We start from the raw sequence: 24,239 nt of genomic DNA, 5'->3' as shown, positions 1-24,239 counted from the left end.
GCCCTACGCCCTTCCACGCAATCGGTCGATCGAGATGATGAGTACCACCATCTCGACCAATCTCAATTGCAACCTTGCCTGCAAGCACTGCTATATCCAACCAGACCTGCTCAGGCGCAAGGAATACATAGACGAGGCAACCTTCCGTCGCGAAGTGGAGGTTATCGTCGAGGCATTCCATCTCGACCAGTCCGTCACCTATCTGCATTTAGACGTGCTGGGGGGTGAGGCGACGCTGATGCCCTTCGAATTCTGGGAGCGGAACTTACCTTGGGTTCTGGACCGTATTTCCGACCTGAATGCTGCCGGCACGCCTACCGAGTTCACCTTCTGCTCGAATCTCATGTGGAAGGATGACCGCTACCTGGATTTGCTTAGGCAGTTCAAGGGGCATCCCGCAATGGACATTGCGATCCCCTTCGAGGGAACAGAGAGTGGCCGGTTCGGCAAAAACATGGCCATCTTCCCCAAATACCTTGAACGAATCGAAGCGCTGGGCGAGTGCAACATGCTCAACCTGGTGTTGGTGATGGGGCAGGGCCTCATAGACCTTGGTCCGCAGTACATCATTGACACCTTCGTGAAGCGCGGGATCAGCGACGTGACCTGCGACATGATCTTCCCGTGGGGATCAGGCCGGTCCTACTTTGATCGAGCGCAGCCGTACTACCGTGACGTGGCCCGTTTCATTGAGGATTTGACTGAACTTGGCGCTCCCTACGGCCTGACTGTCGACCATCTGGACGACATGAGGAAGTCTCTCCGCACACTTTCCCGTTCACAGAACACACTCAACGACGCCTACGAGTACCACTGGGATCACCGCGGGGAGCTATCGCTGAACCCGAACCAAACCGGTACTGAAGCGGTGCGCCCATACATCAACCTGAATGTTTGGGATCGGAATGCCGCGCTGAAGGTGGTTTGGGGGAACAACAGCGAGCTCGATGCAAAACTGTCCTACGAGCATGACTTCTGCCGAGGGTGTGCCTACCTGCAGGCCTGCAACTCCGGTTGGTACCCTCACAAGCAGCTCTCACCTGAAGTGCTCGTAAAGTACATGGCTGCTCCGGAAGGGGAGTTCAGTTGCCCAGGGTTCTTCCAGCTATGGGAAAAGCAGGCTCAGACGAGCTTCGATCAAGTGGGTGTGACGCGATACGGCAATGCCCGCCGCGAGAGAAGGATCAGAGCTATCGCACGGGCGGCTGCCGGCGAGGCCACAGCCTTCTTCGAAACCAATTATGTCGACGACTACGAGGGCTATTTTGATGCAGTGAGATCTGCCGTCGTGGTGCAGGTGATACCCGAAATGCTCTTCGGCTGCACCGTCCGGCAGCGGCTGTGGTTCTACGATCGCCTGGGCAAACAAGTCGTCTTCGAGGGTGGACTAAGTCGCTTCGGCGAGGAAGCTTCCATCATCGCGCATTCGCTGGCCGGCAATTATCACTCCCTTGGGATCGATGATGCCCTCATCTGGGACTTTGTTCGCCGTCGGCCCGATCACCACCTGTCTGGCTTCATCCTGGATGCCGTGCAGTTGGCCAGGTGGATGGACCTACCAATTGAAGTTGTAGGCGGTTTCCCACGGTGGAACAGCGGGCTTGAAGTGTCCTTCAAGTTCGAGGACCTGATCATGTGGGGGATGACTTGCGCCGTGCCTGCAGACATTGCCGACTCTTTGGACCAGCGCCGTGACCATTTCCTGACCCCGGATGCTTACGAGTACCTGTCACGCATCCACCTGCAGGCCGTGTCTTTTTCGCGAAAGGCGCACGCGGCAATCAGGGACTGGCAGATCACAAAAGAGAGGATGACATGCGTCTGACTTGGATTCTGGGCGCATGTGCCCTGGGACTGTCCTGCAACGCGCAAGCCTTCCCCGTCGTTATCGCCGGTGGCGCAATGCTCCTCGGCGGACCGTCAACGGTAATTGCACTACTGATCGCCGCTGGCGTCTTTGGGTACCTCCGATTCTGTTCGGGCAAGCATGGCAAGGTGAAAAGCCTGGCGTTGGGATTCGCCGCTGGGTTGGCCGTGCTGGCGCTGGTGCTCAATGATCAGCGGGCGAGTCAGTTGGATGCGAATTTCATCGACTCAGGCTCGCCGGCTGAACGCATAACCGAGATTCCGTTTCGGGAAGTTGCTCTGGATGAGCAGGCGCAGATGCCAACGGCTATGGACCCGGCAGAGTTCATCGACAGTTTGGCCAAGCGCACCATCCGCGCGGTTCGAATTGACCCAATGCCTGAACCGTTCTTCCAGGATTTCGGAAATGGAGTGTCGGCGAAAGAGCTCGGCAAAAGCCCAGCTAAATTGCTGGCGCTGATTCGTGAATCGTCGGTGCCAGTGGTGCTTATCGACCAGTATGGAAGCTCGGCCGCTGCTATCTCAGAGGCTCTGAAGGCCCGACTCGGTATTGAGGTTCGATTTCTGGTCGGTGGCACTAAATCTCTGCATCCATACGGCTGGAAGCACCTTGCAAATGAGGAAGACCCTAGGGCCATCCTGCCAAGCCAATTCCCAAAGGTGATTGCCGCAACACCTGGCTTGCAGATCATAAGTGACACAACCCGGGACCAGTTTGAACATGACGGCTGGCTTCATGGCGACATGATTTCGGATCTTCCAACCTTCCTCGCCGGTCTGGATAACATCGTCGCCACCATCGGCGATCGGCCTATCCTGATCTCTGCGGCGGAAGGTTACTTCACCGGTAATACCTGGGTAATCCTAACTCTCCTCAGGTCCCGAGGCCTCGATCCTCAGTTCATCCTTCCGACTGAGGATGAGCTTCTGGTAAAGCCACCGTACTACCGGCATTTCAAGAATGCCGAACGACTATTCGGCAACTCGGAGACGTTTTCCTACTTAGAACGCAAGCCTCGTGTCGTGTTTCTGGACTTCCAGCCTGCTGCAGACTGGGCAACTACCCGCGAACGCATCCGCGGGACAGTCCACATCGACATGGAAAAGGTCGCCAGAGGCCAGATGGCCGAGGAGTTGGCCAAGCTGGACCCTACTGCCACTTACGCCGGACTGGGCTATGACCGGCGCAGCAGTTACCACTCACTGTTGGCCGGCGAATACCTGTCGGAAAAGGGGGCCGGCTGGCTGGGCATCAACACTGAGCCGGAGCTATTTAGCCGAGAGCGACTGTCGAATCCCGACCTGTACGACGGTTGGCGCGAATTCTCGGCCAAGGCCCGCAATGAACTTGGCGAGGCGGGCTTCAAGGCCGTTTCCCTTCTGGGAGATGGCATAAAGGGCTATCTCCTGTACAGCGCCTTACTGGCCCTAGTGTTGACCATCGCCTTCTGCGCAACTCCAACGTTGGCCGCTAAGGGGCTGGTTGCGGTTGCAGCACTCGGCGTCTTCCAGGTTTCTAGCTGGACCCTTGAAGAGTGGGTACGAGCCGACGTGCCTACGGACTGGGTTGTCGCTGTGCAGCTGACGGCAGGTCTTCTAAGTGCTCTCTGCTGGACGGCGCACCGGCGCTATCGGAAAAGACGGTTCACTGTCCCATTGGGCGTACATCCTACCGACCTACCAGAGAAGATTCGCTTACTGGCCGAAGCTGCGGAGCATGGCTTCCACGTCCTGCCTGGCGTCGTCATCACCCCTGCCCTGGTCAATTCGACGGGTAGACATCTCCCACGCTGGGCACGCATGAAGCCAACTATTGTTCGCTCTGCTGCACGGTCGGAGAGCTGTGAGGCGACGACTATTGGAATCTACGACTCCCTTTACGCCGACGGCGAGCACCAGGTCTGGGCCTCGGCCGCTCAGGTCATTGGCGAGATAGAGCGCTCTGGAGAGGAAGGTATGTGTTTCGTTCAGCCCCGGATTCAAGGCCAAACATTCGGGGTGGCTATGTTCGGTACCGAAGCCGATGACCACATGATCATTTGCGAAGGAGGCCATGCTGACCAGGTTACGGCAGGCACCGCGGCAACGTCGCGTTTTGCAGTACCGATATGGGATGTAAACAGGCTCGACCCAAGAGACCGGGCTGTCTGCCGGGTGCTGCTGCGCCTGCAGCGAGTTATGGGCGCCACGAGTATTGAGTGGGCCCGCTCGGTATCGGGGAAGCTGACCATCCTGCAGGTCAGCACTGACCAACTCGGAAGAATAGGCCTCAAGCACCGTATATCCAAAAACACTCGCCGCTTCGTCGTTGCTCCAGTAGCACACACCGGCAAGCTGGAAGCTGCCGTACTCGCCGCTTGCGCAATCAAGGGGGAGCAACTGACCGTAGGCAGGTACCGGCTGGTTCAAGCCAAGTCTTTCATTGGCGGATTGTTGTCGCTCTATCAGGACATTTCCTCGGCAGTTGACTACACCCGGATGTCCCCGACCATTGCATTTCCCTCCGCGGCGATCATTGAAGCTTTCGAAACAGAGCATCGGGAACGACTGGCGCAGCGCACTTTATGGCTCCCCGACCTCTCTGCCGACACCGAACAGCTGATTGCAGCGGTCACCCACGACCTTGGTCGAATTCGGGACGTGTACGGGCGATTCAACCGGTTGGCGACTCTGGCAGCTGAACTCCGTATCAAGGCGCGCATCAAGGGTTTTTCGCGGCCACTATCCTCGACTGTACTTGGCGCGGCATTGGAAGAGGCAGAGGCGGACTCCCGGGCCGATCTGCTTGAGCGCATGGGATGCCATTCGCTGAATGGCTTCGCTATCCAGGGTAAGTCGAGTCTGGACGGAGACGATCTTCTCGGCGGCGTTATACAGGCTACCGACTCTCCAATGGCTTGGCTGAAGGATGAAAGTGCGGTGCAGGTCATGTACGAACTGAAGCGCTTGCGCCCATTGCTCGCCGAGATCGAGCAACGTGGGGCAGTCAACTCCCTCATGTCAGCCCTAGACGTTTCAGTTGGTACCGATACTGACTCCAGGGCGGCAGCGCTAGAAACAGTAGCAATGCAAAGCAGGCCTCTCCCGCTGGCCAACCTACTGGCAGGTCATGACCGAGATCTAGGGCTAAACGCCTTCGTATGGGGAGTACCAGCTAAAGGCATCTGCCTGCGGCTGGCCAGCAAAGATGAGTTCCAACCAGGGGACGCACTGCTGATTGACCGAGCGGAAATGAGCTATCTCCCGCTGATAGCGCGCGCAGGCGCGCTTGTCGTTCGCGAAGGTTCTGCGCTGTCTCATCTCATGCAGCACGCCAGGCGTCTTCGAGTGCCGCACGTGGTCGGCGCCGACATTGGGGATCAAAAGGACTCGGCACTGGTGTTCATTTCCGCCTCTGGAGAGGTGTGCCGTGCATAACGCCCTGGACATGCTCAACGTCTGTATTGCACCAACTCGCCTCTGCAACCTCGGCTGTACCCACTGCTACGTGAAGCCAGAGCTGCTCCGGGATAAGGCCATGATGGACGAGGGCCTCTACCGGAAGACCTTCGATAGCATCGAAGCTCTGTTCAAGGCAGACCGGAAAGTCACCAAGATCAACATCGAATTGCTCGGCGGCGAGCTGACTATGATGCCGCTGGCCTACTGGGAAAGAAATCTGCCCTGGACCCTGGAGGTCATGGCCGGATGGGAGCGCGACTACAACGCCGAGGCCGCCCTCATTTGGTGTACCAACCTGATTTTCAAGGACCCAGGGTACATCAGCCTTCTCAACGAGATGGGCCACCGATATGGCTACGGGTTGGATGTGTTTGTACCATGGGAACCTGACACCAATCGGTTCCTGAAGGACGACAAGCTTCTCCCCAGATACTTCAGAACGCTAGAGGCCATCACCGGCATCAAGCGCAAAACCCTCTGCATCACCATGAGCAAGGCCGTAATTGAGCGCGGGCCTAAGTTCATCGTCGAAGAGTTCGTCAGCCGCGGAATCACCGATATCACCTGCGACATGCTCTACCCGGCAGGCAGCGGCAAGAGTTACTTTCACAAGACTTGTACCTACGGCGAAGTGTCCGACTACATCCTTGCTCTGAGCGAGTTGGTGCCCGACGGGGTGACCATCAGCCCGTTGGTGGAAATGGAGACGGCGTCTGTTACCGCGACCCATTTCCACTACCCGGGTAATGACAGCTACGACCTCGAGGTAGAACAGAACGGCGAGGTGACCTTCAACTCCAGCTACACCGGTGACGAGGCGATACAGCCAACTGAACCACTCTCAGTGCAGGACCTGCGGTTCGCGGAAAAGGCAATCTTCAACAATGCCCCAGAGATGCTGGTGCGCCACAGCATGCCCTACGAGGAGTGTGGCACTTGTGAGTTTGCCGTCGTGTGCTCCGGTGGATGGGCGTGGCACAAGAACCTTCACCATAACCTGCGCAGCATCATCGCCGACGGAGACTGTCCTGGCCTAAAGCGGGTATGGCTGCAGGCCAAGGCCAATGCTGGCGCTGAAACCGACCGCTCCAAGTACCTGGCAGTGATGGAAGCCAGGAAGCGGGAAGGGGCGCTTCGGCTCCGGGTTGCAACCGCGAACATTGAGCGCGGCCGGGAAGTCCCCCTGATCGAGGATTCTTTCGCCGGCGCCTACGACAGCTTCTTCAATGAGTTCGACCGACCCCGGCTCGTAGAAATGATGCCAGGCGCCCTGTTCGGGAAGTCTTGGGCCGAACGCTTGTTCTTCTATGATGCGATCGGCGCGCAGATCGACACGCCGAAAAATTGGTATGCAGACGCTGCAGAGGAGGGTGGTGAGGAGCTTTTCCGTCACATCCTGTTTGGCAATTACCAGTACCTGACTTTCGATCCAGTGCGCGTGATCAGCGAAATCCGGTACCGGCAGCAATGGAAACTCGCGCACCTGGTTGAAAATATCATCGCTGACCTGGCCGCAGGGAACCCAGTTCGGGCGCTGTTGGGGGGCGCGCATCTCGATGAAGTGGTGCTCATGTGCCGGGAGGCAATGGCTGCCATGGAGCTCGCCGCATGATTCATCAGCCCTTCACCTTGCACATCCGGATGACGAAGTCATGTAACGCGGACTGCAGCTACTGCAGCAGCTGGATGGAGAATGCCTCGTCGCGGATGTCGCCTGCCGCTTTCATGAAGTCAATTGACTTCATCCTCAACCGAGCACTCCCCCAGATCGGGGCTGCGCCGACGTTCCTATCGGCCCAGTACATAGGAGGCGAAATCCTCACCGTTCCTTACCAAGAGTTGAAGGAGTGCGTTCGGTATTTGCGGAAAGCGTGCGCCCAACACGGAATAGAGATGCAGGATGGTGCCCAGAGCAACCTGATCGGCACTCCGGAGAAAGTTAGTCGACTATACGACCTGTTCGAAGGCCGCCTTGGCACCTCGGTTGACGATTTCAGCCAGGCGCGCACAGTGAAAGGCTCGGCGGACAACTACCGGCTGATCTGGAAAGAGGCAGACCATTACCTTCGAAACCAGCGGAGCACCCCGGGCGCGGTCTTCGTCCTGGATCAGTCAGGCTTGAACTCTGCTAGGCAACAGACTCGGCTCGCCGCACGAGAAGGCCGCATGCTGACACTTCGTCCGCTGTTTCAGGGAGGAACGCCTGGCCAAGCCCTTCAAGGGGCAGAACGGACGATGAAGGCACTCCTAGAGACCTTCGACGACTGGTTTATGCGCTACCCGATTATCGTGGAGCCCTTTTTCCACCTCACCACCGCGCGCGTGGCGTCCTTAGCCGGTGGTAACTACCAGATGCCACATGCCTGCGCATTCCAGGCGGACTGCACTCAGCGGTCTCTCAGCTTGGAGCCGAATGGCGACCTACACGTGTGCCAAGAAATGGCGGACGCGGGGTTATCTCGGGTGGGCAATGCATTGGACGGTGTGATCGATACGGGACTGTTAGAAGCTCTGGCGGCCCGTTCAGGGCGGCTCTCTGCCGACTGCCAGGCCTGCCCATTTGTTAAGGAGTGCCAGGGCGGCTGCATGTTCGAATCGATCCAACAAGGGAACGGCATGTATGGCCGCTCTGCGCACTGTGCGAGTTGGAAGGCGCTTTTCAGACGCATCGATGCCGGCATTCAGGAACACGGACTGGAGGAGGTTAGAGGCTGGCTCCACCGCATCGAAACCCGACATCACAACCACAAGCTAGACGGCCTATTCAAGGCAAGTCTGGCCTCTGCATAGCCGAGGAATTTCCGTGGTACTGAATGACTTGTTCCGCACTGGACACTGTGTAGGCTCGATTCCCAAGGACCAAGCTGATGCGCTGCTTCGCTTGGTCAAGCAGGACACTTTCCTTCCTGACAAACCTGGAAGTCCTGACATTGCAGAGTGGGAGTCCGACGACCCCTCGAAGAATTTGAACGTGCCGCCAGAGTATCTCTCGTTCATGGAGAATCTCGGCAGCAGCCCAGACCTTGAGCACTTCCGGGCACACATGGGGGATTGGAGCAGAGTGAATGTCATGCTGCAGCGTGGACGACGTGGTGACTCTATGGGATGGCATCACGACGCATACGACCCCATGCACTTGATCTGCATGGTCTATCTCAGCGACGAGCTGTGGACCCCTGAGGACGGGGGCCTGCTTCAACTCGGTGAAGGCGATATCGACGACATGGGGTTCATCACCAAGGACATCCATGTTCACTCCTCGGTTTCCCCGAATCACGGGACGCTTGTTTGGTGCATCAACACCAATCCGCGGTGGGTTCACCAGGTCACCGCAATCAACACCGATAAGCCCAGGTACACCCTCATTGGGCAGTTCGGATATCGCGAGAACGTAATGCGGAGCACTGTACGGAAACGCTACGGAGAAGCTCTCCGATGAGCAGAAATCAGCTATCACTCCGCCGTTTCAGATTCCACGATGCCCTGATCACTTCGCCTGTGGAGTTGAGTTGGCGCGGGAGATTGCTGCGAGTAATTGATGCCTGTTTCGATGGCATCTACGGCTCATTGCACCCAGAGGTCCTGGTGGTCGGGAACGATGTTCTGGTCAGCCTAGCCCTGGCATTACATCTGGCCGAATGCGGTTTTGAGGTGCTGATAAGCCCCGATAATCTCGATATCGAATCGTGGCCTAATCCTCACTACTCAGCAAACAACCTGGCCATCTTCAGCACCTGGACTGATGAAATGGCGGAGGTACTCGGATCACGCTTCGGCAAGGGCTTCGAGGTCGGAAGCATTGCATCAGCAATCGGCGCGCTCTGTGAGGGCTGCAAGCAGACGGGTAGAGTCTCAATTATCAAGGACACAGCGCTGCAGAGTGACCGTGGGTTCTGCCGCGGTGCCCCAGGGAAGCATCTGCTCTTTCCTTTGAGACCCGAGATCAGGCAGCAGGCCGGTCTTCACCCATTCTGGAAGGTCATCACCGCTCGGTTGCCCTCGATTCAGTTCAATCATCGGGAGCTTGAATTCGTAAGCACTGGGCTAGTGGTCCTTACCTCACACCCATCCCGATTTTTACATCCAGAAGCATCAACTTGTTCAAGAGTTGGGCAGGCTCGAGTCAGCGTTACAGACGTTTCCGAGAAGGGCCGCCACAACGATCTACGGACAGCGCTCGCCCTGAGGATTACCTAATGCAGCCAGGCATTTCATCGTCCGGGGCGACCGGGCGAAACAGTTTTCTATTTCAGATAAACGTGACTCGACGTTGCCAGCTTCGCTGCTCCCACTGCTACATCCTTTCGGACAAAAAGGACAAGAGCCCCGACATGACGGAAGAAGAATTCCTGCATGTTGTGAGGGGGATCGTCGAGCACATGCAAGCCGATCACAACTTCTCCCAGCGCTACAACCACGTGGACATCCATGTGATTGGCGGGGAGCCTTCAATGCTAGGGGTTCGGTTCTTCGAATCCGCGCTCCCGAAAGCCAAGGCTCTGCTGCGAGGCATCCCCCAGGCAGTCGACTTTTCCATTGTCACCAACTTGGTGACTCAAGAAGCCCTTGAGGTGGCCCGTCTGTTCGATAAAGTGTCCACCAGCTACGAACGGTCAACGAGATTCAACAAGCGTAAGCAGGAAGAAATCTGGCGGCGCAACGTGGTTACCCTGATGGCGGAATCCAAGATGCCGGGGGTTTCGGGGCCGAAAGATTTCTCTGTCACCACGGCACTTGTACGGCCGGTCGTTCAAGCCGGAGCAGCTTCGATGATCGAGGAGCTGGTCGACCTTGGGTTCACCAAGATGCACTTCGGGTTCTTCATCCCGTCAGGTGACGGCGACCTCAATGCGAAGCTCATCCAACCAAAGCACCGTGAGACCGCTCAGTTCTATATCGAGGCGCTTGACTGGTACCTAAAGCATCGCGAAACCATAACCGACCTCTGGATCAACCCATGTGAGTCCTGGTTGGAGGCTGTCTACTGCGGCGAGAGCTTAGATGACGTGGTTTGCCCGATTGTCCATGGTGCGCTTGATATCGACTCCGATGGACGGACTATCAGCTGCATCGAGAAAGGCGGTACGAACGACTACACCAGCCATGGGAACATCTTTGAAACGCGCGAGGTGATTCAAGGTGACGGTTCCAAGGCCGTGGAATTCGTCAATACCATTCATGACGTCCTCACCTCGCCGAGCTACCTGAAAGAAGTGGCCAATGCTAGGCGACTTCCCGCTGCCTGCCGGGCTTGCGATGAGAGGATGCTTTGCCAGGCCAACTGCGGCGTTCTTCACGAGCAGTGGAATCAGCAGGACGAGTGCCCGGGCTTCAAGACCTTCATCAAGAGGGTTCGCTTCCTGGTAGAGGAAGAGGGAGTGCGACCGAAGTCCGTATTGCAGGGCGCAAACCAACTGCCTCAGAACCTCATTGCGGTGGGCTGACCATGACCACTGACAAAGGGCCCAGTTTTCTCTCGATCTTTCCGATTCTCGCAAAGCTGCTGTTCTCGTATGGGAAGCGTTTGCTGAGCGTTGACACACTCGTGAGCCTGGAAAAGAAAACGGGAGCGGGTTCAGGTGAGCGCACTCCTGAGGAGATAGCGCTGGACCAGGCGCTCGAACGTAACCCACATCAGTTGCAGATCAACATGGAACCTGGCCACAAACCGACACCGAGCATTGCACAACTGCTTGAGCAATCTGCCGGTGACCGCCTGGTAGTAAACGAGGAGGCCATCCGTGCTGCCCGTAACCCAAAGTGAGCCATTTGAAGGCCTCACGGACACAATTGAGAACGGGTATTTCGTTTTCACCTTGATGCCGTCGTTGTACTGCCCTTACAACTGCAAGCACTGCTACCTGAGCAAGGAACAGCGCAGCGACAAGACTCTGATGTCGCTCGACGACTTCAGGATGGTTTGCAGGAAGATTCACACCTACTTCGAGGAGCAGCAGCCGCCCCGCAGGACGATCATCGCCTACAACTACGGCGGTGAGCCCACCGCGGCGGGCCCTGAATACTTTCTCGCCTACTCAAGAATCATGGATGAGGAGCTGCCGGCATCGGCCGGCTATGAAGTACGGCATGTGATGCTCACCTCGATGCTTGGTGTAGACCTCGATGTTTGGGCGCCAATCTGGCATGAGCATTGTAATGGCTATGTTCAGACCTCCTACGACGGAGACATGCGCTCCAGCAACTACGTGCGTAAGTGGGAGGCCAAGGTACGTGAAGCAGTCGGCCGCGGCTTGAAAGTGGCCACGATCAGCGTGGTCAACTCTGCCCTGCTGGAACAAGGCGCATCCCGGACACTGGATCTGCTTGCTGAACTTGGAGTCGAGGAGACTGGTTGGTTGCCCTTCATGCTGAACGAGCAGAACGACAGGCCGGGCCAATACGATCGCTTCGCCCCAACCATGACTGCCTTCAACGACTTCATGATCGAGATGCTCAACCACTGGTACAGGGGCAAGGTCCAGGGGCTGAAGATGCCAAGCATTGGTGAGGCTCATTTTGCAGTCGATCGCGCCGCCGGCGGCGACCTTAGCAACATGGCAGGGCAGACCCTGTTTCTACTCCCTGATGGAAAGTTTGTACTGCCCAACTATCGGGATGGGTGGAAGGAGTACATGCACTCCTTCGGCAACATTCTGGAGCCGGAAACAACGTTCCGAGACATCCTCTGCTCTCGGGAGAGGATCTTGTACATGCGGCGACAGAGCACGCGGAACAACAATCCCGAATGCCGGCACTGCGAGTTCCGGAACGCATGTCTGTTGGAGTTCGCCAAACCCAATAAGCCCAACGATGAATGCTTCGGTGCGAAGCGCTTCGTTGCGCACGCTATTGCTCGCAACGGTATCGAGCCGCTGTTGAGCGGTCCCGTCACGCTGTATTAGGAGATTCCATGCTGCTTAAACCCAAGGAGTTCGACGCCGAAGCGTTTGCCAAGGAAGCGACGAACATCACACTCAGCGAGCGCACCATGGAGATGGTCGACAACTTTGGCCAGGTCCATAGTCCGGAGATCCTGCCGATCTGGAAGGATTTCTATGAAAAAATGCTAGCGGAAAAAGGGAAGGGGAATAAGCGCAAATCTGCTGACTTCACGATCCCCTTTAATGGTTACCGTTACCGCTGCAACCTGGCCAACTCAATGGATGGTTGGGTAATCGCGATGCGCCGCCTACTCCAGGGCAAGCTGAATTTCCAAAAGGACCTGAAGCTCGATTACAACGTCGTTAAGTCCCTCATGAAAGGTGCGGGCTTGACGCTATTCGCAGGCGTAATGGGTTCGGGTAAATCCACAACCATGTTCTCAGCGCTGGAGAATATGGACCCCCTCGAAAGAGGGTTGCTCGGTACCTGCGAGGACCCCATCGAGTACATCTTCGAAGGCGGTGGCGTCATTCAGCGTGAAGTCGGAGAGCACGTAGAAAGCTTTGAGCAGGCCATCCGGGACTGTGTCCGACAGAACCGAAAAACCATCATGGTCAGCGAGATTCGAGATCCTGAAACGGCCAATGCCGCCCTGCTAGCTGCATCGACCGGTCACTCGGTTTTCGCGACTATTCACGCTGATAGCGCACCCGATGCGTACACCCGGATGCTGGCGCTGGTTGATCCCCGGTATGAAAGACTTGTCCCACAGACACTGCGCGGAATCTTCTGGCAGCACATGTTGCGCTTCTCGGACGGGCAGCGTGCTCCACTCCCCATCTATGAGTCGATCGAGGTGACTGGGGCTGTCCGTCAGATCCTGCAGGGTGGTCCGGAGAAGCTGCCTATGCTGGCGAACGAGATGAAGCGCCAGGGGCGGCGGAACATGGCGGAAACCGCCATGGCATGGGTAACAGCCAATAAGGTGTCACGCGAAGAGGTTCGTGAGTTTACAGACCGCCGGGGCAGGATCAACGAGCTTTGAGGCTTAAACCGTCAAAGTCGTATTCGCACCCATATCCTTTGGAGCGCCCTGCTTAGCCCATTCGGGCCGACAACGCAATCCACTAAGCATTGGCGGCCGAACTCTACACTGCCGGCGCAAAGCTGGCAGTTCCCCTCTCCAGGCTCAGCGCGCAGGAACCGGCGACGTTGAGTTGGTCCATTAGCCAGAGGATAAACCTCGCAGGGGTCCACTTGGAGCTTGCGTGATACCGCAATGTGGGAGAATTCACTCAATGAGTTGGGACTGCTTTCTTCGCCGTTATTCTGAGCATTGGCAAGCAGAGGTAGGGGACTATGCCTACCTCACAACCACTCGGCAGGATTGGAGGAGAGTTCGATGAACAGTAGGCCCATCGTCATTTCGTGCCGCGTATTTGGCGGGCGCAGCCCAAAGACAGGCCGACCTGTCGGGCAGCGCCACCGCTGGAGCGGTGGCGCCTGGGGCAAGGGATACTGCGAATTTTGCGGACGAACTCTGGAAGAGGTTCAGGAAAAGCCGGAGTTGAGGAAGGCATAGGGACAATGGGTAAACGCGGGGCTACCGCACGTCTGGCCCACGGGGCTTCGGCAGTGCCAGGTCGCGAGTTAGTCGACACACATTAGAGGGTTACATGGTAAACGACTCGTTGAATACAGCACGTACCGCGGCTGAATTCATAGTACAGCTGCTGGAGCGTTCAGCAGGTGTAAAGGTTGAAGGGGACCTGAGGCAGACCTTGATTTCAATACTGCAGGATCTGCCCGAAGGAGCGAATGTGCGCGATCTGCAAAATGCAGTTCTTGGCATCGAGACTGAGCAGGTCAAGCCGTTGCTTGACGCGCTCGATCAGATGGCCAACGCCACGTTGCGCCCCCAAGATGAGTATTGGCAATTGTTCAAAGCTGGCGAACTAATCCAGCTGGATACTGGCGAGCCCCGCGTCCTGAATCTTGCATCATCCTTCCGCAGCGACGCGGACAGCATTTTGGGGGTATTAGAGGCAGCAAGCGGTACAAAGCTCAGTGATTCGCAACTCCGAGCAGCGAAAACCGCTGGCCTTGAGTTAGCTGCGGGTGGTGAACCTACAGTGCGCTCATTGGTCGAGTGCTGGGCGCTGGTCGAGGGGCTGGAAGATTTCGCTGCAGCAGTCAAAGCAGCAATGATGCCGGCCTGAAGTGGATCAGCACCGAAAAGCAAAGATTTGATCCAGGCTCAAAACTGAACAGGAGCAACGACATGAGAAAAACTGCATATCACCTGGGAGTGTTCGCATTCGGGATGCTTTCCGTAGGACAGATGGTTCCTGTTCTGCTAGGTGATGAGTCTTTAGGTAATTGGCAATTCGCAGGACTCACCTTGACTGTGCTCTTGACCATTGGCTGCTCTTACAAAGCCTCCGCTTCCAAAGACGTGGTTGAGAGCTGAAGGTAAGCCAGATCGGCTATTCCCGGTCTGCCTTCCAGGACCGAGAGGGACGGGCCCGGCCGGTTAGGTAAACTCCTAAAGTACGGGACGTTCAACCGAAAAGGTATTCTGGAAGTGCCGGGCGGCCAAAGTAGAAGCCTTGGCAAAATTCGATCTCCAGTGCCCTGGCAATTTCAAGCTCAGCTGCGTCCTCGATCCCCTCGAGCACCACACGTTTCCCTGCCGCCCTGCAGTCACGCACAAGCTTCTCTACCTCACCCCGGACTGCAGGGCTCTCAGCGATGTCTCGTGTGGTCCGACGTGACAGCTTGCAACCGGTCACAGCGCGGTTCATCAAGAGTTGTCTCTTCGCGAATCCATCCCTCAAGTCATCCAGCATCACGGGCATCGCCTTGAGGTTGAGACGCTCCAAACCTTTAACGATTTTGCAGGCATCTCCATCCGCGGATTCAGTGATCTCGAACGTCATTCGGGATGTGACTTCGTGTCGGTCAAACTCCGATATTGCGTGCTCAATGAATCGGATATCGCTGACGGAGATCTGCGAGGCGTTCACCCAGAGATGCACATTCGGAAACGCTCCAGCGATCCGAGCCGCTTGAGAGACCACCCACCTATCCAGGTCGACAATCGAGCCATCAGCCTCCGCGCTTGCAATCAAGCGCGCGGGGGCAGCTAACTGAGTCCCTTCGACCACACGGAGCAAACACTCATAGGCAATGGCTGAGGGATGGCGGCTGCCGAGGTGCATGACTGGTTGGACAACCAGAGCGAGTTCCAGGTCAGGCCCTGCACAAGCTCCTACAGCAATACTTCGGGGACGGCTGATCATCATGGGAGGGGAATCGCTTCGGCTCTTTCCCCAATAGTGGAAATCGACTGCCCCAAATCCGCTGGTCAGGCGTGAAAATCTGCATGCGAAACTGGTTCGCCCGACGGGTGGTGGCACAGCAGACGGACGTTAATCTGGCTCCATCCACTGTGGAGACCAGAACAGATGAAATTCCTGAAAGAGTTGAGCGACCTGAACGAAGGCACCCTGGTGCTGACATCAACCGAGCGGGTTGCCCGCCACCTGAGGCTACAGTCCGCATTGCTGCAGTCCATGTCCGGCAAAAAAGCCTGGTTCAACAAAGGGCGAATTCAAACCGTCACGTCGTGGATTGAAAATGCGTGGCTCGAACTGATGCCGGCAGAGCAACTACTGTATCCGGTACAGGAACTGGCAGTGGTGAAGGGCCTCGCAGATAGCTCCGGCCTGATGCCAGCAACGCTGATTTCCTCTACTGCGACCTCTCGCCGTATTGGTAGCGCGTACTCCGAAGCCCTCAAATACCAGATCCCGATGGATCAAGAACGGTTCCGGTTCAAGCGCGAGCTGGAAGTCTTCTGGCAACTGCAAGAAATGCTTCGTCGGGAGTGTTCCTCCCAGGGCGTTGTCTTCCGAGCTCAGCTCCCAGGCTTGCTGCTGAATGCGGTTCAAGAAGGGCTGGTTGAGCTTCCAAACAAAATTGTCATTGTCGGTATCCTCGACATGAACCCTGCAGAGAAAGTGCTCTTCCAGGCAATTGCTGCTCGTGGTGTCGAAGTGGAAGAAGTGGACGTCGCCGGTGACCGCTCCACACCCCGACTGATCCGTGCAACGAACCAGGGCGATGAGTTCACGCTCGTTGCAGAATGGGTGAATAATCACCTCTCACCTTACGTTGACACTCCGCTCGCTGCGCCCCAACTTGCGATCCTGGTACCCGATATCCGGAATTTCCAAGCCCCGCTGATTGAGGCACTTTCGCTGCACTGCAGCCCGGCAACGCTGATTCCTGGCGAGTCCGATTCTGATATGCGGACTCCATGGGATATCTCCAGTGGAGCGACCTTGGGCAGTCGCCCTCTGGTCCGTGCCGCTATGGACCTTCTGTCCATCACTCCTCAAGAGGCGGACTCCGAGGCCTTCAGTCGTGTTCTGCGCTCGCCGTGGATCGGCGGCGAAGCTTCTGAAGGCCGCGCGCGTGCATTGCTGGATATCTGGCTGCGCGACAACATGGGCCTTTCCATGGGTGGTGAGGACTTCCTCCGAGCAATCGGCGTATACAAAGGTGATGCAGTCCCTGACTTCAGGGAACGCTTCGCAGGCTATCTGGCTGGCCAGGTCAATGGAGAGACGAAGCGTTATCCGTCGGAATGGGCGGAGCAGTTCAGCCAGGCGTTGGTAGGGATGGGCTGGCCGGGAAGCAAAGAACTGGACTCAGCCAACTTCCAAACATTGAAGGCCTGGGACGAGGCACTGACCCTGTTCCGCACCCTCGACACACAGCTAGGTCGTGTGGAATATCCACGGGCGTACATGTGGCTGCGGGAAATCATCGATACCCGTCAGTTCCAACCGCGTATCTCGCACGTGGCCCCGGTTTCGATCCTGGGGTATGAGGATGCAATCGGCTTGCACTTCGACGCAGTGTGGGTACTGGGGGCATCGAGCACTGTGTTGCCCGCCAGAGTGGAGCCTTCCCCCTTCCTGCCGCTGGAGCTCCAGGTGGCGGCTGGGATTCCAGGCGCCTCCAGTGAGGGCGCCTTGGCTCGGGCAGAGAAGGTGGTCGCAGCACTGCTGAGCACGAGTGCTGATGTAACAGTTTCCTGCCCCAGTCATAACGACAAAGGCGCCTCGGTGTCCTGTAGCGAACTGTTTGGCTCCTGGCCAGCAGCAGCCCCTTCCGTCCACACTCATGGGCTGTTTGTCGACCAGCTGTTGGGAATCCTCGATCGCAGCCAGGTGGTCCCTGAAACGGTCGCCCCCGTATCCGCTGATGAGCTCGCCTGGATCAAAGGCGGGGTGAGAATCTTCAAGGACTATGCAGAAGCGCCCTTCCTGTCCTTCGCTCGAAATCGACTGCGCGCCGAAATGTTCCCGGAGCCTGTCATCGGTCTCGACCCACGCATTCAGGGAACCATGGTGCACCTGGTGCTCGAACTGTTCTGGACTGACGTTCGGACCTCGAAAGCGTTGAAGGCCATGAGTCACGGCCAACTGCTGGACAAGATCCGCGATACGGTTGCGAAAGCATCGGAGCAGTTGCTGAACAAACTGGTCTGGCGCTACGGAAAGCGTGTTATCGCGCTTGAGCGACTGCGCCTGGAATCACTGATCAATGACTGGCTCTATCTGGAGTCGAAGCGCACCCACGACTTCGAGGTCCTCGGCTTCGAGGAGCCCCATGACATTTCAGTTGGACTGGTCAACATTACCGTCAAGGTCGACCGGCGAGACCGCATTTTCCTGACCGAGGATGAAGCTGAGTTCAGGGACGTGGTGATTGACTACAAGTCTGGAGCTTCGATGAGGATGACCAGCCTGAACGCTGACACTCTTACGGAGCCTCAACTGCCCATCTACGCGACCAAGATTGACTTCCAACAGAATGGCGGAAAGCGCATCGACGGTATCGCGCTGGCACAGGTCAACAGCAAGAGCCTGGGGTTCCATACCCGATCCAATTTCACGGGTGAGTTGGCACCAAGGACCGGCAAGCATAGTGGTGTGGATACCGAGGGCGCTTGGGATGGCCAGTGCGAGGCGTGGACGAATGCGTTGGATGAAATGAGTCAGGGCTTCACCGACGGGGAGGCCTGGCTGCAGAATGGCGCACCGCTTCCCATGGGATACGAGTATCTCGGTATCCTCACCCGTTGATCCCGTCCCCTGGCCCATAGGGCCAGGGTAACCACTCTTGAGAACCAAATCGTGGAACAAACCTCACCACCAGAAATGCTCTGTCAGTTCGCGGAGAGGGCTCTTTCCTTTCTTCGCGACATTGGCCTTTCAGTGGAAGTCGTCCCTGGAGCTGCCGGGTTTATCGATCACGTCAGGATCAAGGATGGCGGCCTCCAGATAGATCCGCGCTGCCCTGCATCTGGGCTCCTACATGAGGCTGGGCACCTGGCTGTGGTCCCAAAACGTTACCGCCACTGGATGTCTGGGAACCTCTACGCAAGCTTCAACCGTATGCTCAAAGATCCTGAGTTTCTTGCACAGGAGCCGGACAGCCCTCTCTACCGTGCAGTGATCCAGGCAACTGACCCTGAGGTTACGGCCTGGGCCTGGGCAGCAGGGCGATTCCTGGGAATCCCGTCAGAGGTAATAATCCAGAACGACGAGTACGACGGTTCAGGTCGGAACATCAGGATTCTGTTACAGGCCAACTCCTACATAGGCATCAACGGCCTTTCCCATGGTGGCTTCTGTGTACGGCGTAAGACTCCGTATAGAGCGCTACCGCAGTATCCTGAGCTCGCTTTTTGGCTTCAGCCGTAAGGGGTGGTGGCACACAAAGCGGTCGTTAATCTGGCTCCATCAATCGAACGGAGCCACACTGATGACCGCTTTCCAATCCCTACCTGCGATCCCGCACCTTGAGCCGATCTTTGCAGCCATTGCAGCTGCTAATCCTCATGACGGCCAAGCCCGGGCGGACTCCATCGACCCCCGTCGCTCGCTGGCACTCCTCGCCCCCGCAGGATCAGGAAAAACGACTCAACTCCTCTTCCGCATGCTGGCCTGCCTCACGGTAGTAGAGCGCCCGGAAGAGATTCTGGCTATTACGTTCACTACGAAGGCTGCCGGCGAGATTCTGGAGCGCGTGACCAGTGCCCTCGCCCTGGCTGCCGCAGGAGTGGAACCGGTCCAAGCTCACGAGAAGCCGTTGTACCAGCTCGGCCGTCTGGTTCTCGAACGTGATCGGCTGCTGGGCTGGAACCTGATCCTGAACCCGTCTCGCCTGCGCATCATGACGTTCGATGCCTTCTGCGCCTACCTGGCCGGCAAAACACCGATCATGAGTGGGCTAGGTGGCGGTAAAACCGTCGAGGACCCTGCGTTGATCTACCGCAGCGCGATTCTTGACACCCTTGGCAGCGTGAACTCGGATGACATCCCTGAAGATCTCCGTGACGCGCTGGAAGCAGTGCTCACCTTCGCCCGCAACCGTTTCGAGCTGCTGGTGCCGATGTTCTCGGCGCTGCTCTCCAAGCGCGATCAGTGGGCCGGCGAGATCATGACCTTGGACATCCCAGGCATGGAGCTGGCGATCGCTGAAATGGTTGCCAAGCATGCCGCCGAGGCCATCACGGTACTGGGCGGCTCTCCGTTGACTCAGGCAATGGACATCCTGCAGCACGCTTCCGGGGTATACGATGGTTTCGCGTGGGCAGCCCAGCGTCCCGCTTTGGCCATCAACCAGACCTCCCTGGACTATCTGCGCGGGTTTGCCGGGTTTGCTCTTACAAGCGAAAACACTCTTCGCAAGTCCGTCAACGTGAAGAATGGCTTCCCCGCAGGCGAGCCGCTCACCAAGGACATGAACGCCCTGCTCAAGGGGCTGAAGGACGATCCAAAGGTGGAGCTCTACAGCGAAGCCTTGGTCACGCTCAAGACTCTCCCAGACCTGCAGTACCCCCAGGGCAGCGCCGCGATGTGTCAGCACTTCACAGTGATTCTGCGCTACCTGCTCGCGAACCTAACCCTCACCTTCGATGGCACCGCCACGATCGACTTCCAGGAAGTAGCTCAGCGCGCAATCCAGTCCTTGGGCTTCGGTGACGAAGTCGGCGACGCTCTGTTGGACGAGGACCGTATCAACCACCTGATGGTGGACGAGTTTCAGGATACTTCGCCCTCTCAGTTCGAGCTCCTGCAGCGCCTGGTCGCACACTGGGAAGACGATGACTCGCGATCGGTATTTTTCTGTGGTGATGGTTTCCAATCCATCTACCTGTTCCGAGCAGCAACCGTGGAGCTGTTCATCAACATGGTGATGAGCAAGGTGTTCGGCCCGAAGTCTCTGGAGATTCACCGCCTCACTGTCAATTTCCGCTCTGCGCCGGGTGTGGTGGAGTGGAATAACCGAGCCTACGGAAAAGTGTTCGCCAAGTCGGACTTTTCTTTCGTGCCGTCGATTCCGTTTCGAACCGTGGACGGGGGCGTGCATATTCGGCCCATCACCACTGGCCCCATTGGTGAAGCTCAGGAGGTGGTGAATATCATCAAGGAGGCCCTGGCCAAGAACCCGGAGCAGACCATTGCTATCCTGGTACGTGGCCGGTCTCACCTGAAGCACATCCTGCCAGCCCTGAAGGAAGCGGGAATTCCTACGGCTGGCCAGAATATCGATCCGATCGCCGAATCTGCCCCTGTGTCTGAAGTAATCGCGTTGATCCGCGCCCTCTGGCACGCAGCTGATCGTACCTCGTGGTTGGCAATGCTCCGTTCGGCGTTCGTAGGCCTTTCGTGGGACGATTGCCGGATCATTGCTCAGGGCGGCAAGGTGATCCGTGGTGCCCTGAATGATGATCAGCTGATTGCCACTCTGAGCCCAGATGGCCAAGTGCGTGTTGAGCGCCTGAACAAGGTAATGGAGCGTATCGAACGCTCCGCGCGCGGCACTGAGTTGGTTTGGGCCGCGAAAGCCGCCTGGGTTGCCCTGGGCGGCCCTGCTACCGTTGATTCCGTCGAAATGGCTGATGTGGAGACCGTCTTCCGCGTGCTCGCTCAGCACACGAGCAACGGGGCCCTGCAGGACCCGCAAGCGTTCTTCCGTGCCCTGGATAACCTCTACGCATCACCCAAAGCAGGGGTTGTCCAGGTCATGACAATCCACAACGCCAAGGGCCTCGAATACGATAGCGTCATCCTGCCAGGCCTTAATCGTACCGGTGCAACCGACGACACACCGCTGTTCTACTGGCGCAACCTGGCCGGCACCTTTGCCCTGGCCCCGAATGTTGGTGACCAAGACGAATCCTCTCCAGAGAGCCGGCTTTTCAAGTTCATCGGTCGGCAAGTCAAGAAGGACATCTTGGATGAGGTGTCGCGTCTGGCCTACGTGGGTACTACCCGCGCCAAATGCGATTGCTACCTGCTGGCGGCTGTCGACAAATTCGACGAGGACAAGCCGATCCGAGTAGCTTCCGGTTCGCTGCTGAGCTGCCTCTGGCCTGAGCTTGAGGAGGACTTCTACGAGGCTGAACCGGGGGTACCCATTACTGCTGACGTGTCAGTAGAGGTTCCCTCGAAGGCGCGACTGAGCGCATCGTTCACCGTCGAACTACCGCGCGGCATCTTCATCCCTGCGGCGAGTAACGATCAGATCCCGACCGAGAACGAACTGGCAGACGAGTTGAGGGAAGAGGAGGGTAATGACTACCGAGCGAAGACCATCGGGGTTGTTTATCACCGAGTCGTCGAGTTGATATCCAAAGAAGGGATCGAGGCCTGGAGCATCGAGCGGTTGCAAACCAAGAAACAGGCGATCGCCGCACTTCTGCGTCGTGAAGGTTATCCCGCCGCTGAAGTCCCTGCTGGTGTTGCGCGAATCCACCACCTGGTGGAGCGGACTATCAGCAGCACCCATGGTCGGTGGATTCTCAAAAAGCGGGAGAGTGGTGGCCAAGAAGTCCAGGTCAGCTCCTACCGAAACTCGCGGTGGGTGCATCGATACCTGGACCGTCCCTTCGTTGATGATGGGGTGTACTGGATCATTGACTGGAAAACACCGGACTGCCCGGAAGGAATGCCTGTTGAGCAGTTCCTCAGCCGGGAAGTGAATCGCTATGCGCCCAAAATGCGGGAATACAAGCAGGCGGTCCAGGATGCCGGTGTCACCCTGCCAGTGAAGCTGGCGCTCTTCCTGCCGGCAGTAGACCGCCTGGTTGAGGTGGCCTGAGACCTGAGGTCAGAAGCGCTCCAGTTTGAATGGTAGCGAGAACCGGAATCTGGAAAGGAGAGGGCGCGAATTAAGCGCCTTCTTCTTTTTCATCGAGGCTAGAACCTCAGCTCGGAGTTGAATCAGGTTGGAGAACAACTCGGGGTGGTGCTCGATCTCCAGAACCTTGTCCTTGAAAGCGAGGACTCCAAGCACATTGTTGGAGGTGAATTCGGCCCGGGCGATACCGATGTAGAGCACGATCTGAAAATACTCCCTCGGCCGGACACGCCTGGCCCATCGCCGACTCTTGAACTCGCCAACGATGATCCTACCGCTACGCTTATGGCGGAAGATTGCGTCAGGCTCCCCACCGACACCACGCCAGCGAATTCTCTTCCTTACATGCCCTTTCCCAAGATCGGAGCTGATCAACTCGTAAGCTGCCGGATCAAGACCGAAAGCCCGGAAAATATCGTCCTTGGATTTTCCCTTGACGGCGAGGTAGAGGAAAAATGCGGCTAACAGTACAGCAATGACTACGATCAGGTTCATCGAGGCAAAACCTCGAAGTAGATCAGAGCAGCGATGAACAGGCCGGCACCTATGAGGAAGGCGAGTTTGCTCGGTGCCTTGCCGATAGTCTCATGAGCGCGATTACCGTAGCGGGTAGCTTTTGCGTTGTAGGCTTTACCGCCAGCCCTGATGTAATCGTCCGGTGACTCAGCGTATGCAGCGATTTTGCTTACCGCAATATTGGCTTCAGTCGGCATTGAGGCCCTCCTTGCCATGTGCAAAGAAGAAACGTTTGTAGCCGCTGAAGACAACCAGTCCCTTTTCCTGGAACAGGTGGAAGGCACGAGAAGCTGAGCGGCGTTCCACGCCCGCGAGGCGGCGGATTTCTTCCCTCGTGGCCTTCACCTCTACACCACCCGGCCGGTGCGCGACATCGGGGTGGGAAGCCAGATTCACGACTACACGCCAGATCTTGTCCTGGTCCTTCATTTGCACCGTCGAAGCCGCGGTTGCGTGCTTGGTCAGAAGGTTCAGCTCGGCCGCCATCAGCACGACCTCACTGTTCTTCATGTCGTTCATGAAGGCGTTGAACTTGTCCTTCGATACTTTCAGGAGCGAAGCGCTCCCTCGGACCACATAGGTGAATTTCAGGTCGGTATGTCGGGAAGGAACGATGATGTCGCCGCGCCGCAGTGTGTCAATGAATAGCGGTTTCAAGTTCGGGTCCGGCGGGACGGTCGAAACAACCATCGTCCCGTTGAGGAGGATGTAGAAGTCACCGTGATTTGCGTCGATTTCAATGCCGGCTGGGTGGTCGACCACTCGGCCGTATTGGTGCGCCATCATTAACCAGCTAGCCCAGCTACCCGCGGTCAGCGAGGAACTCTTGAACCAGCTGGGTTCTGGCGTGGAGAGTACCGACACAGTCACTTGTCGCTTGGCTGTGCTGTTTGGCATTTGGCAGGGTCCTTCAGTTCGTATTGCGCTTGGTACGTCTCTATCCGCAGGTTCACCCCTGATGGAACGGGTAAGGCGATCAGAGACGCTACAGCGATGGACGTGGGGTTCATCACCAGAAGGACATTTCTGAGTCGCTTCGCTTCAGGAATGCGGAGCCCCTTCTGGCCCTTACTCACCATTTCTCGAAGGAAGACATAGCGCCGGCGCTCAGTTTTCAGCGCCAGGGGTCCCCTGACCTGTACGCCCTCAATGGAGAGGAGGGCATTCTTGATCAGAGTTGCAGCTTGTCGAACGGTCTGGATGTGCAAGCCGTCGATAACGACGTAGAAGCTGTCGGCGCGAAATTGGCTTCGCTTCGCTCGGGGCGAGGCCAGGTCCCAAGCAACATGGGTTTTTGCTTCCACAAGCAT

Annotated in this window: 18 protein-coding genes; 13 read left to right on the top strand and 5 right to left on the bottom strand. The window is 57.2% G+C overall.

Annotated elements, in window-relative coordinates; translation table 11 throughout:
• Window positions 1-37: 37 nt before the first annotated feature.
• From EKA13_RS00205 to EKA13_RS00155, 11 genes are all read left to right on the top strand, one after another.
• Window positions 38-1,825, top strand: coding sequence for a radical SAM protein (locus EKA13_RS00205; protein ID WP_223218644.1), 1,788 nt, complete (start codon window positions 38-40; stop codon window positions 1,823-1,825).
• Window positions 1,816-5,283 carry a PEP-utilizing enzyme gene (locus EKA13_RS00200; RefSeq protein ID WP_065757589.1) on the top strand — a complete coding sequence of 1,156 codons (3,468 nt, stop codon included), beginning with the start codon at window positions 1,816-1,818 and terminating at the stop codon, window positions 5,281-5,283. Before EKA13_RS00205 ends, EKA13_RS00200 begins: the two co-directional genes overlap by 10 nt.
• Window positions 5,276-6,919 (top strand): radical SAM protein, encoded by a 1,644-nt coding sequence (locus EKA13_RS00195; RefSeq protein WP_065757588.1) that lies wholly within the window; start codon window positions 5,276-5,278, stop codon window positions 6,917-6,919. The genes EKA13_RS00200 and EKA13_RS00195 overlap by 8 nt, the downstream gene beginning before the upstream one ends.
• Window positions 6,916-8,097 carry an SPASM domain-containing protein gene (locus tag EKA13_RS00190; protein ID WP_065757587.1) on the top strand — a complete coding sequence of 394 codons (1,182 nt, stop codon included), beginning with the start codon at window positions 6,916-6,918 and terminating at the stop codon, window positions 8,095-8,097. The genes EKA13_RS00195 and EKA13_RS00190 overlap by 4 nt, the downstream gene beginning before the upstream one ends.
• A gap of 13 nt (window positions 8,098-8,110) precedes the next feature.
• On the top strand, window positions 8,111-8,746 hold the full coding sequence (locus EKA13_RS00185; RefSeq protein WP_010792547.1) for a 2OG-Fe(II) oxygenase: 636 nt from the start codon (window positions 8,111-8,113) through the stop codon (window positions 8,744-8,746).
• Entirely contained in the window at window positions 8,743-9,504 is a 762-nt protein-coding gene (locus EKA13_RS00180; RefSeq protein ID WP_065757586.1) for a hypothetical protein, read from the top strand. Before EKA13_RS00185 ends, EKA13_RS00180 begins: the two co-directional genes overlap by 4 nt.
• 134 nt (window positions 9,505-9,638) lie before the next feature.
• Window positions 9,639-10,751, top strand: a complete 1,113-nt coding sequence (locus tag EKA13_RS00175) for a radical SAM protein (protein WP_065757596.1) — start codon at window positions 9,639-9,641, stop codon at window positions 10,749-10,751.
• 2 nt (window positions 10,752-10,753) lie between these two features.
• The gene (locus tag EKA13_RS00170; RefSeq protein WP_020191259.1) at window positions 10,754-11,071 is read left to right on the top strand and encodes a hypothetical protein; all 318 of its coding nucleotides are present in this window, start codon (window positions 10,754-10,756) and stop codon (window positions 11,069-11,071) included.
• Window positions 11,049-12,209 (top strand): radical SAM protein, encoded by a 1,161-nt coding sequence (locus EKA13_RS00165; RefSeq protein WP_020191260.1) that lies wholly within the window; start codon window positions 11,049-11,051, stop codon window positions 12,207-12,209. Before EKA13_RS00170 ends, EKA13_RS00165 begins: the two co-directional genes overlap by 23 nt.
• Before the next feature lie 8 nt (window positions 12,210-12,217).
• Window positions 12,218-13,234, top strand: a complete 1,017-nt coding sequence (locus EKA13_RS00160) for an ATPase, T2SS/T4P/T4SS family (protein WP_010792542.1) — start codon at window positions 12,218-12,220, stop codon at window positions 13,232-13,234.
• 631 nt (window positions 13,235-13,865) lie between these two features.
• A complete protein-coding gene (locus EKA13_RS00155) occupies window positions 13,866-14,408 on the top strand; it encodes a hypothetical protein (RefSeq protein WP_065757585.1) in 543 nt (180 codons plus the stop codon).
• Window positions 14,409-14,750: 342 nt separating this feature from the next.
• Here EKA13_RS00155 and EKA13_RS00150 read toward each other — a convergent pair whose 3' ends face one another.
• Window positions 14,751-15,494 carry an EAL domain-containing protein gene (locus tag EKA13_RS00150; RefSeq protein WP_071540770.1) on the bottom strand — a complete coding sequence of 248 codons (744 nt, stop codon included), beginning with the start codon at window positions 15,492-15,494 and terminating at the stop codon, window positions 14,751-14,753.
• A gap of 162 nt (window positions 15,495-15,656) precedes the next feature.
• Between EKA13_RS00150 and EKA13_RS00145 the strand changes: the two genes are divergently transcribed.
• A complete protein-coding gene (locus EKA13_RS00145; protein WP_065757584.1) occupies window positions 15,657-18,347 on the top strand; it encodes a PD-(D/E)XK nuclease family protein in 2,691 nt (896 codons plus the stop codon).
• 682 nt (window positions 18,348-19,029) lie between these two features.
• Entirely contained in the window at window positions 19,030-22,374 is a 3,345-nt protein-coding gene (locus EKA13_RS00135) for a UvrD-helicase domain-containing protein (protein WP_083199709.1), read from the top strand.
• A gap of 9 nt (window positions 22,375-22,383) precedes the next feature.
• Here the strand turns inward: EKA13_RS00135 and EKA13_RS00130 are convergent, their stop codons facing one another.
• Genes EKA13_RS00130 through EKA13_RS00115 form a run of 4 tightly spaced genes read right to left on the bottom strand, consistent with a single transcriptional unit; the run spans window position 22,384 to window position 24,239 of the window.
• Window positions 22,384-22,908, bottom strand: a complete 525-nt coding sequence (locus EKA13_RS00130; RefSeq protein ID WP_065757581.1) for a hypothetical protein — start codon at window positions 22,906-22,908, stop codon at window positions 22,384-22,386.
• Window positions 22,905-23,126: a hypothetical protein gene (locus EKA13_RS00125; RefSeq protein ID WP_065757580.1), complete on the bottom strand. Its 222-nt coding sequence runs from the start codon at window positions 23,124-23,126 to the stop codon at window positions 22,905-22,907. Before EKA13_RS00125 ends, EKA13_RS00130 begins: the two co-directional genes overlap by 4 nt.
• On the bottom strand, window positions 23,116-23,826 hold the full coding sequence (locus tag EKA13_RS00120; protein ID WP_010792535.1) for a Crp/Fnr family transcriptional regulator: 711 nt from the start codon (window positions 23,824-23,826) through the stop codon (window positions 23,116-23,118). The genes EKA13_RS00125 and EKA13_RS00120 overlap by 11 nt, the downstream gene beginning before the upstream one ends.
• Entirely contained in the window at window positions 23,796-24,239 is a 444-nt protein-coding gene (locus tag EKA13_RS00115; protein WP_010792534.1) for a hypothetical protein, read from the bottom strand. The genes EKA13_RS00120 and EKA13_RS00115 overlap by 31 nt, the downstream gene beginning before the upstream one ends.

Origin of the sequence: Pseudomonas defluvii (assembly GCF_001695625.1) — a bacterium.
GTDB classification, from domain to species: domain Bacteria; phylum Pseudomonadota; class Gammaproteobacteria; order Pseudomonadales; family Pseudomonadaceae; genus Aquipseudomonas; species Aquipseudomonas defluvii.
This window is presented reverse-complemented; position numbering and strand designations above follow the sequence as displayed.

Coding starts and splice junctions, on each gene's coding strand:
- EKA13_RS00135 (WP_083199709.1), top strand. CDS start 19,030: ATGACCGCTTTCCAATCCCTACCTGCGATCCCGCACCTTGAGCCGATC.
- EKA13_RS00160 (WP_010792542.1), top strand. CDS start 12,218: ATGCTGCTTAAACCCAAGGAGTTCGACGCCGAAGCGTTTGCCAAGGAA.
- EKA13_RS00170 (WP_020191259.1), top strand. CDS start 10,754: ATGACCACTGACAAAGGGCCCAGTTTTCTCTCGATCTTTCCGATTCTC.
- EKA13_RS00175 (WP_065757596.1), top strand. CDS start 9,639: ATGACGGAAGAAGAATTCCTGCATGTTGTGAGGGGGATCGTCGAGCAC.
- EKA13_RS00200 (WP_065757589.1), top strand. CDS start 1,816: ATGCGTCTGACTTGGATTCTGGGCGCATGTGCCCTGGGACTGTCCTGC.
- EKA13_RS00125 (WP_065757580.1), bottom strand. CDS start 23,126: ATGCCGACTGAAGCCAATATTGCGGTAAGCAAAATCGCTGCATACGCT.
- EKA13_RS00150 (WP_071540770.1), bottom strand. CDS start 15,494: ATGATGATCAGCCGTCCCCGAAGTATTGCTGTAGGAGCTTGTGCAGGG.
- EKA13_RS00205 (WP_223218644.1), top strand. CDS start 38: ATGAGTACCACCATCTCGACCAATCTCAATTGCAACCTTGCCTGCAAG.
- EKA13_RS00190 (WP_065757587.1), top strand. CDS start 6,916: ATGATTCATCAGCCCTTCACCTTGCACATCCGGATGACGAAGTCATGT.
- EKA13_RS00120 (WP_010792535.1), bottom strand. CDS start 23,826: ATGCCAAACAGCACAGCCAAGCGACAAGTGACTGTGTCGGTACTCTCC.
- EKA13_RS00180 (WP_065757586.1), top strand. CDS start 8,743: ATGAGCAGAAATCAGCTATCACTCCGCCGTTTCAGATTCCACGATGCC.
- EKA13_RS00130 (WP_065757581.1), bottom strand. CDS start 22,908: ATGAACCTGATCGTAGTCATTGCTGTACTGTTAGCCGCATTTTTCCTC.
- EKA13_RS00155 (WP_065757585.1), top strand. CDS start 13,866: ATGGTAAACGACTCGTTGAATACAGCACGTACCGCGGCTGAATTCATA.
- EKA13_RS00145 (WP_065757584.1), top strand. CDS start 15,657: ATGAAATTCCTGAAAGAGTTGAGCGACCTGAACGAAGGCACCCTGGTG.
- EKA13_RS00115 (WP_010792534.1), bottom strand. CDS start 24,239: ATGCTTGTGGAAGCAAAAACCCATGTTGCTTGGGACCTGGCCTCGCCC.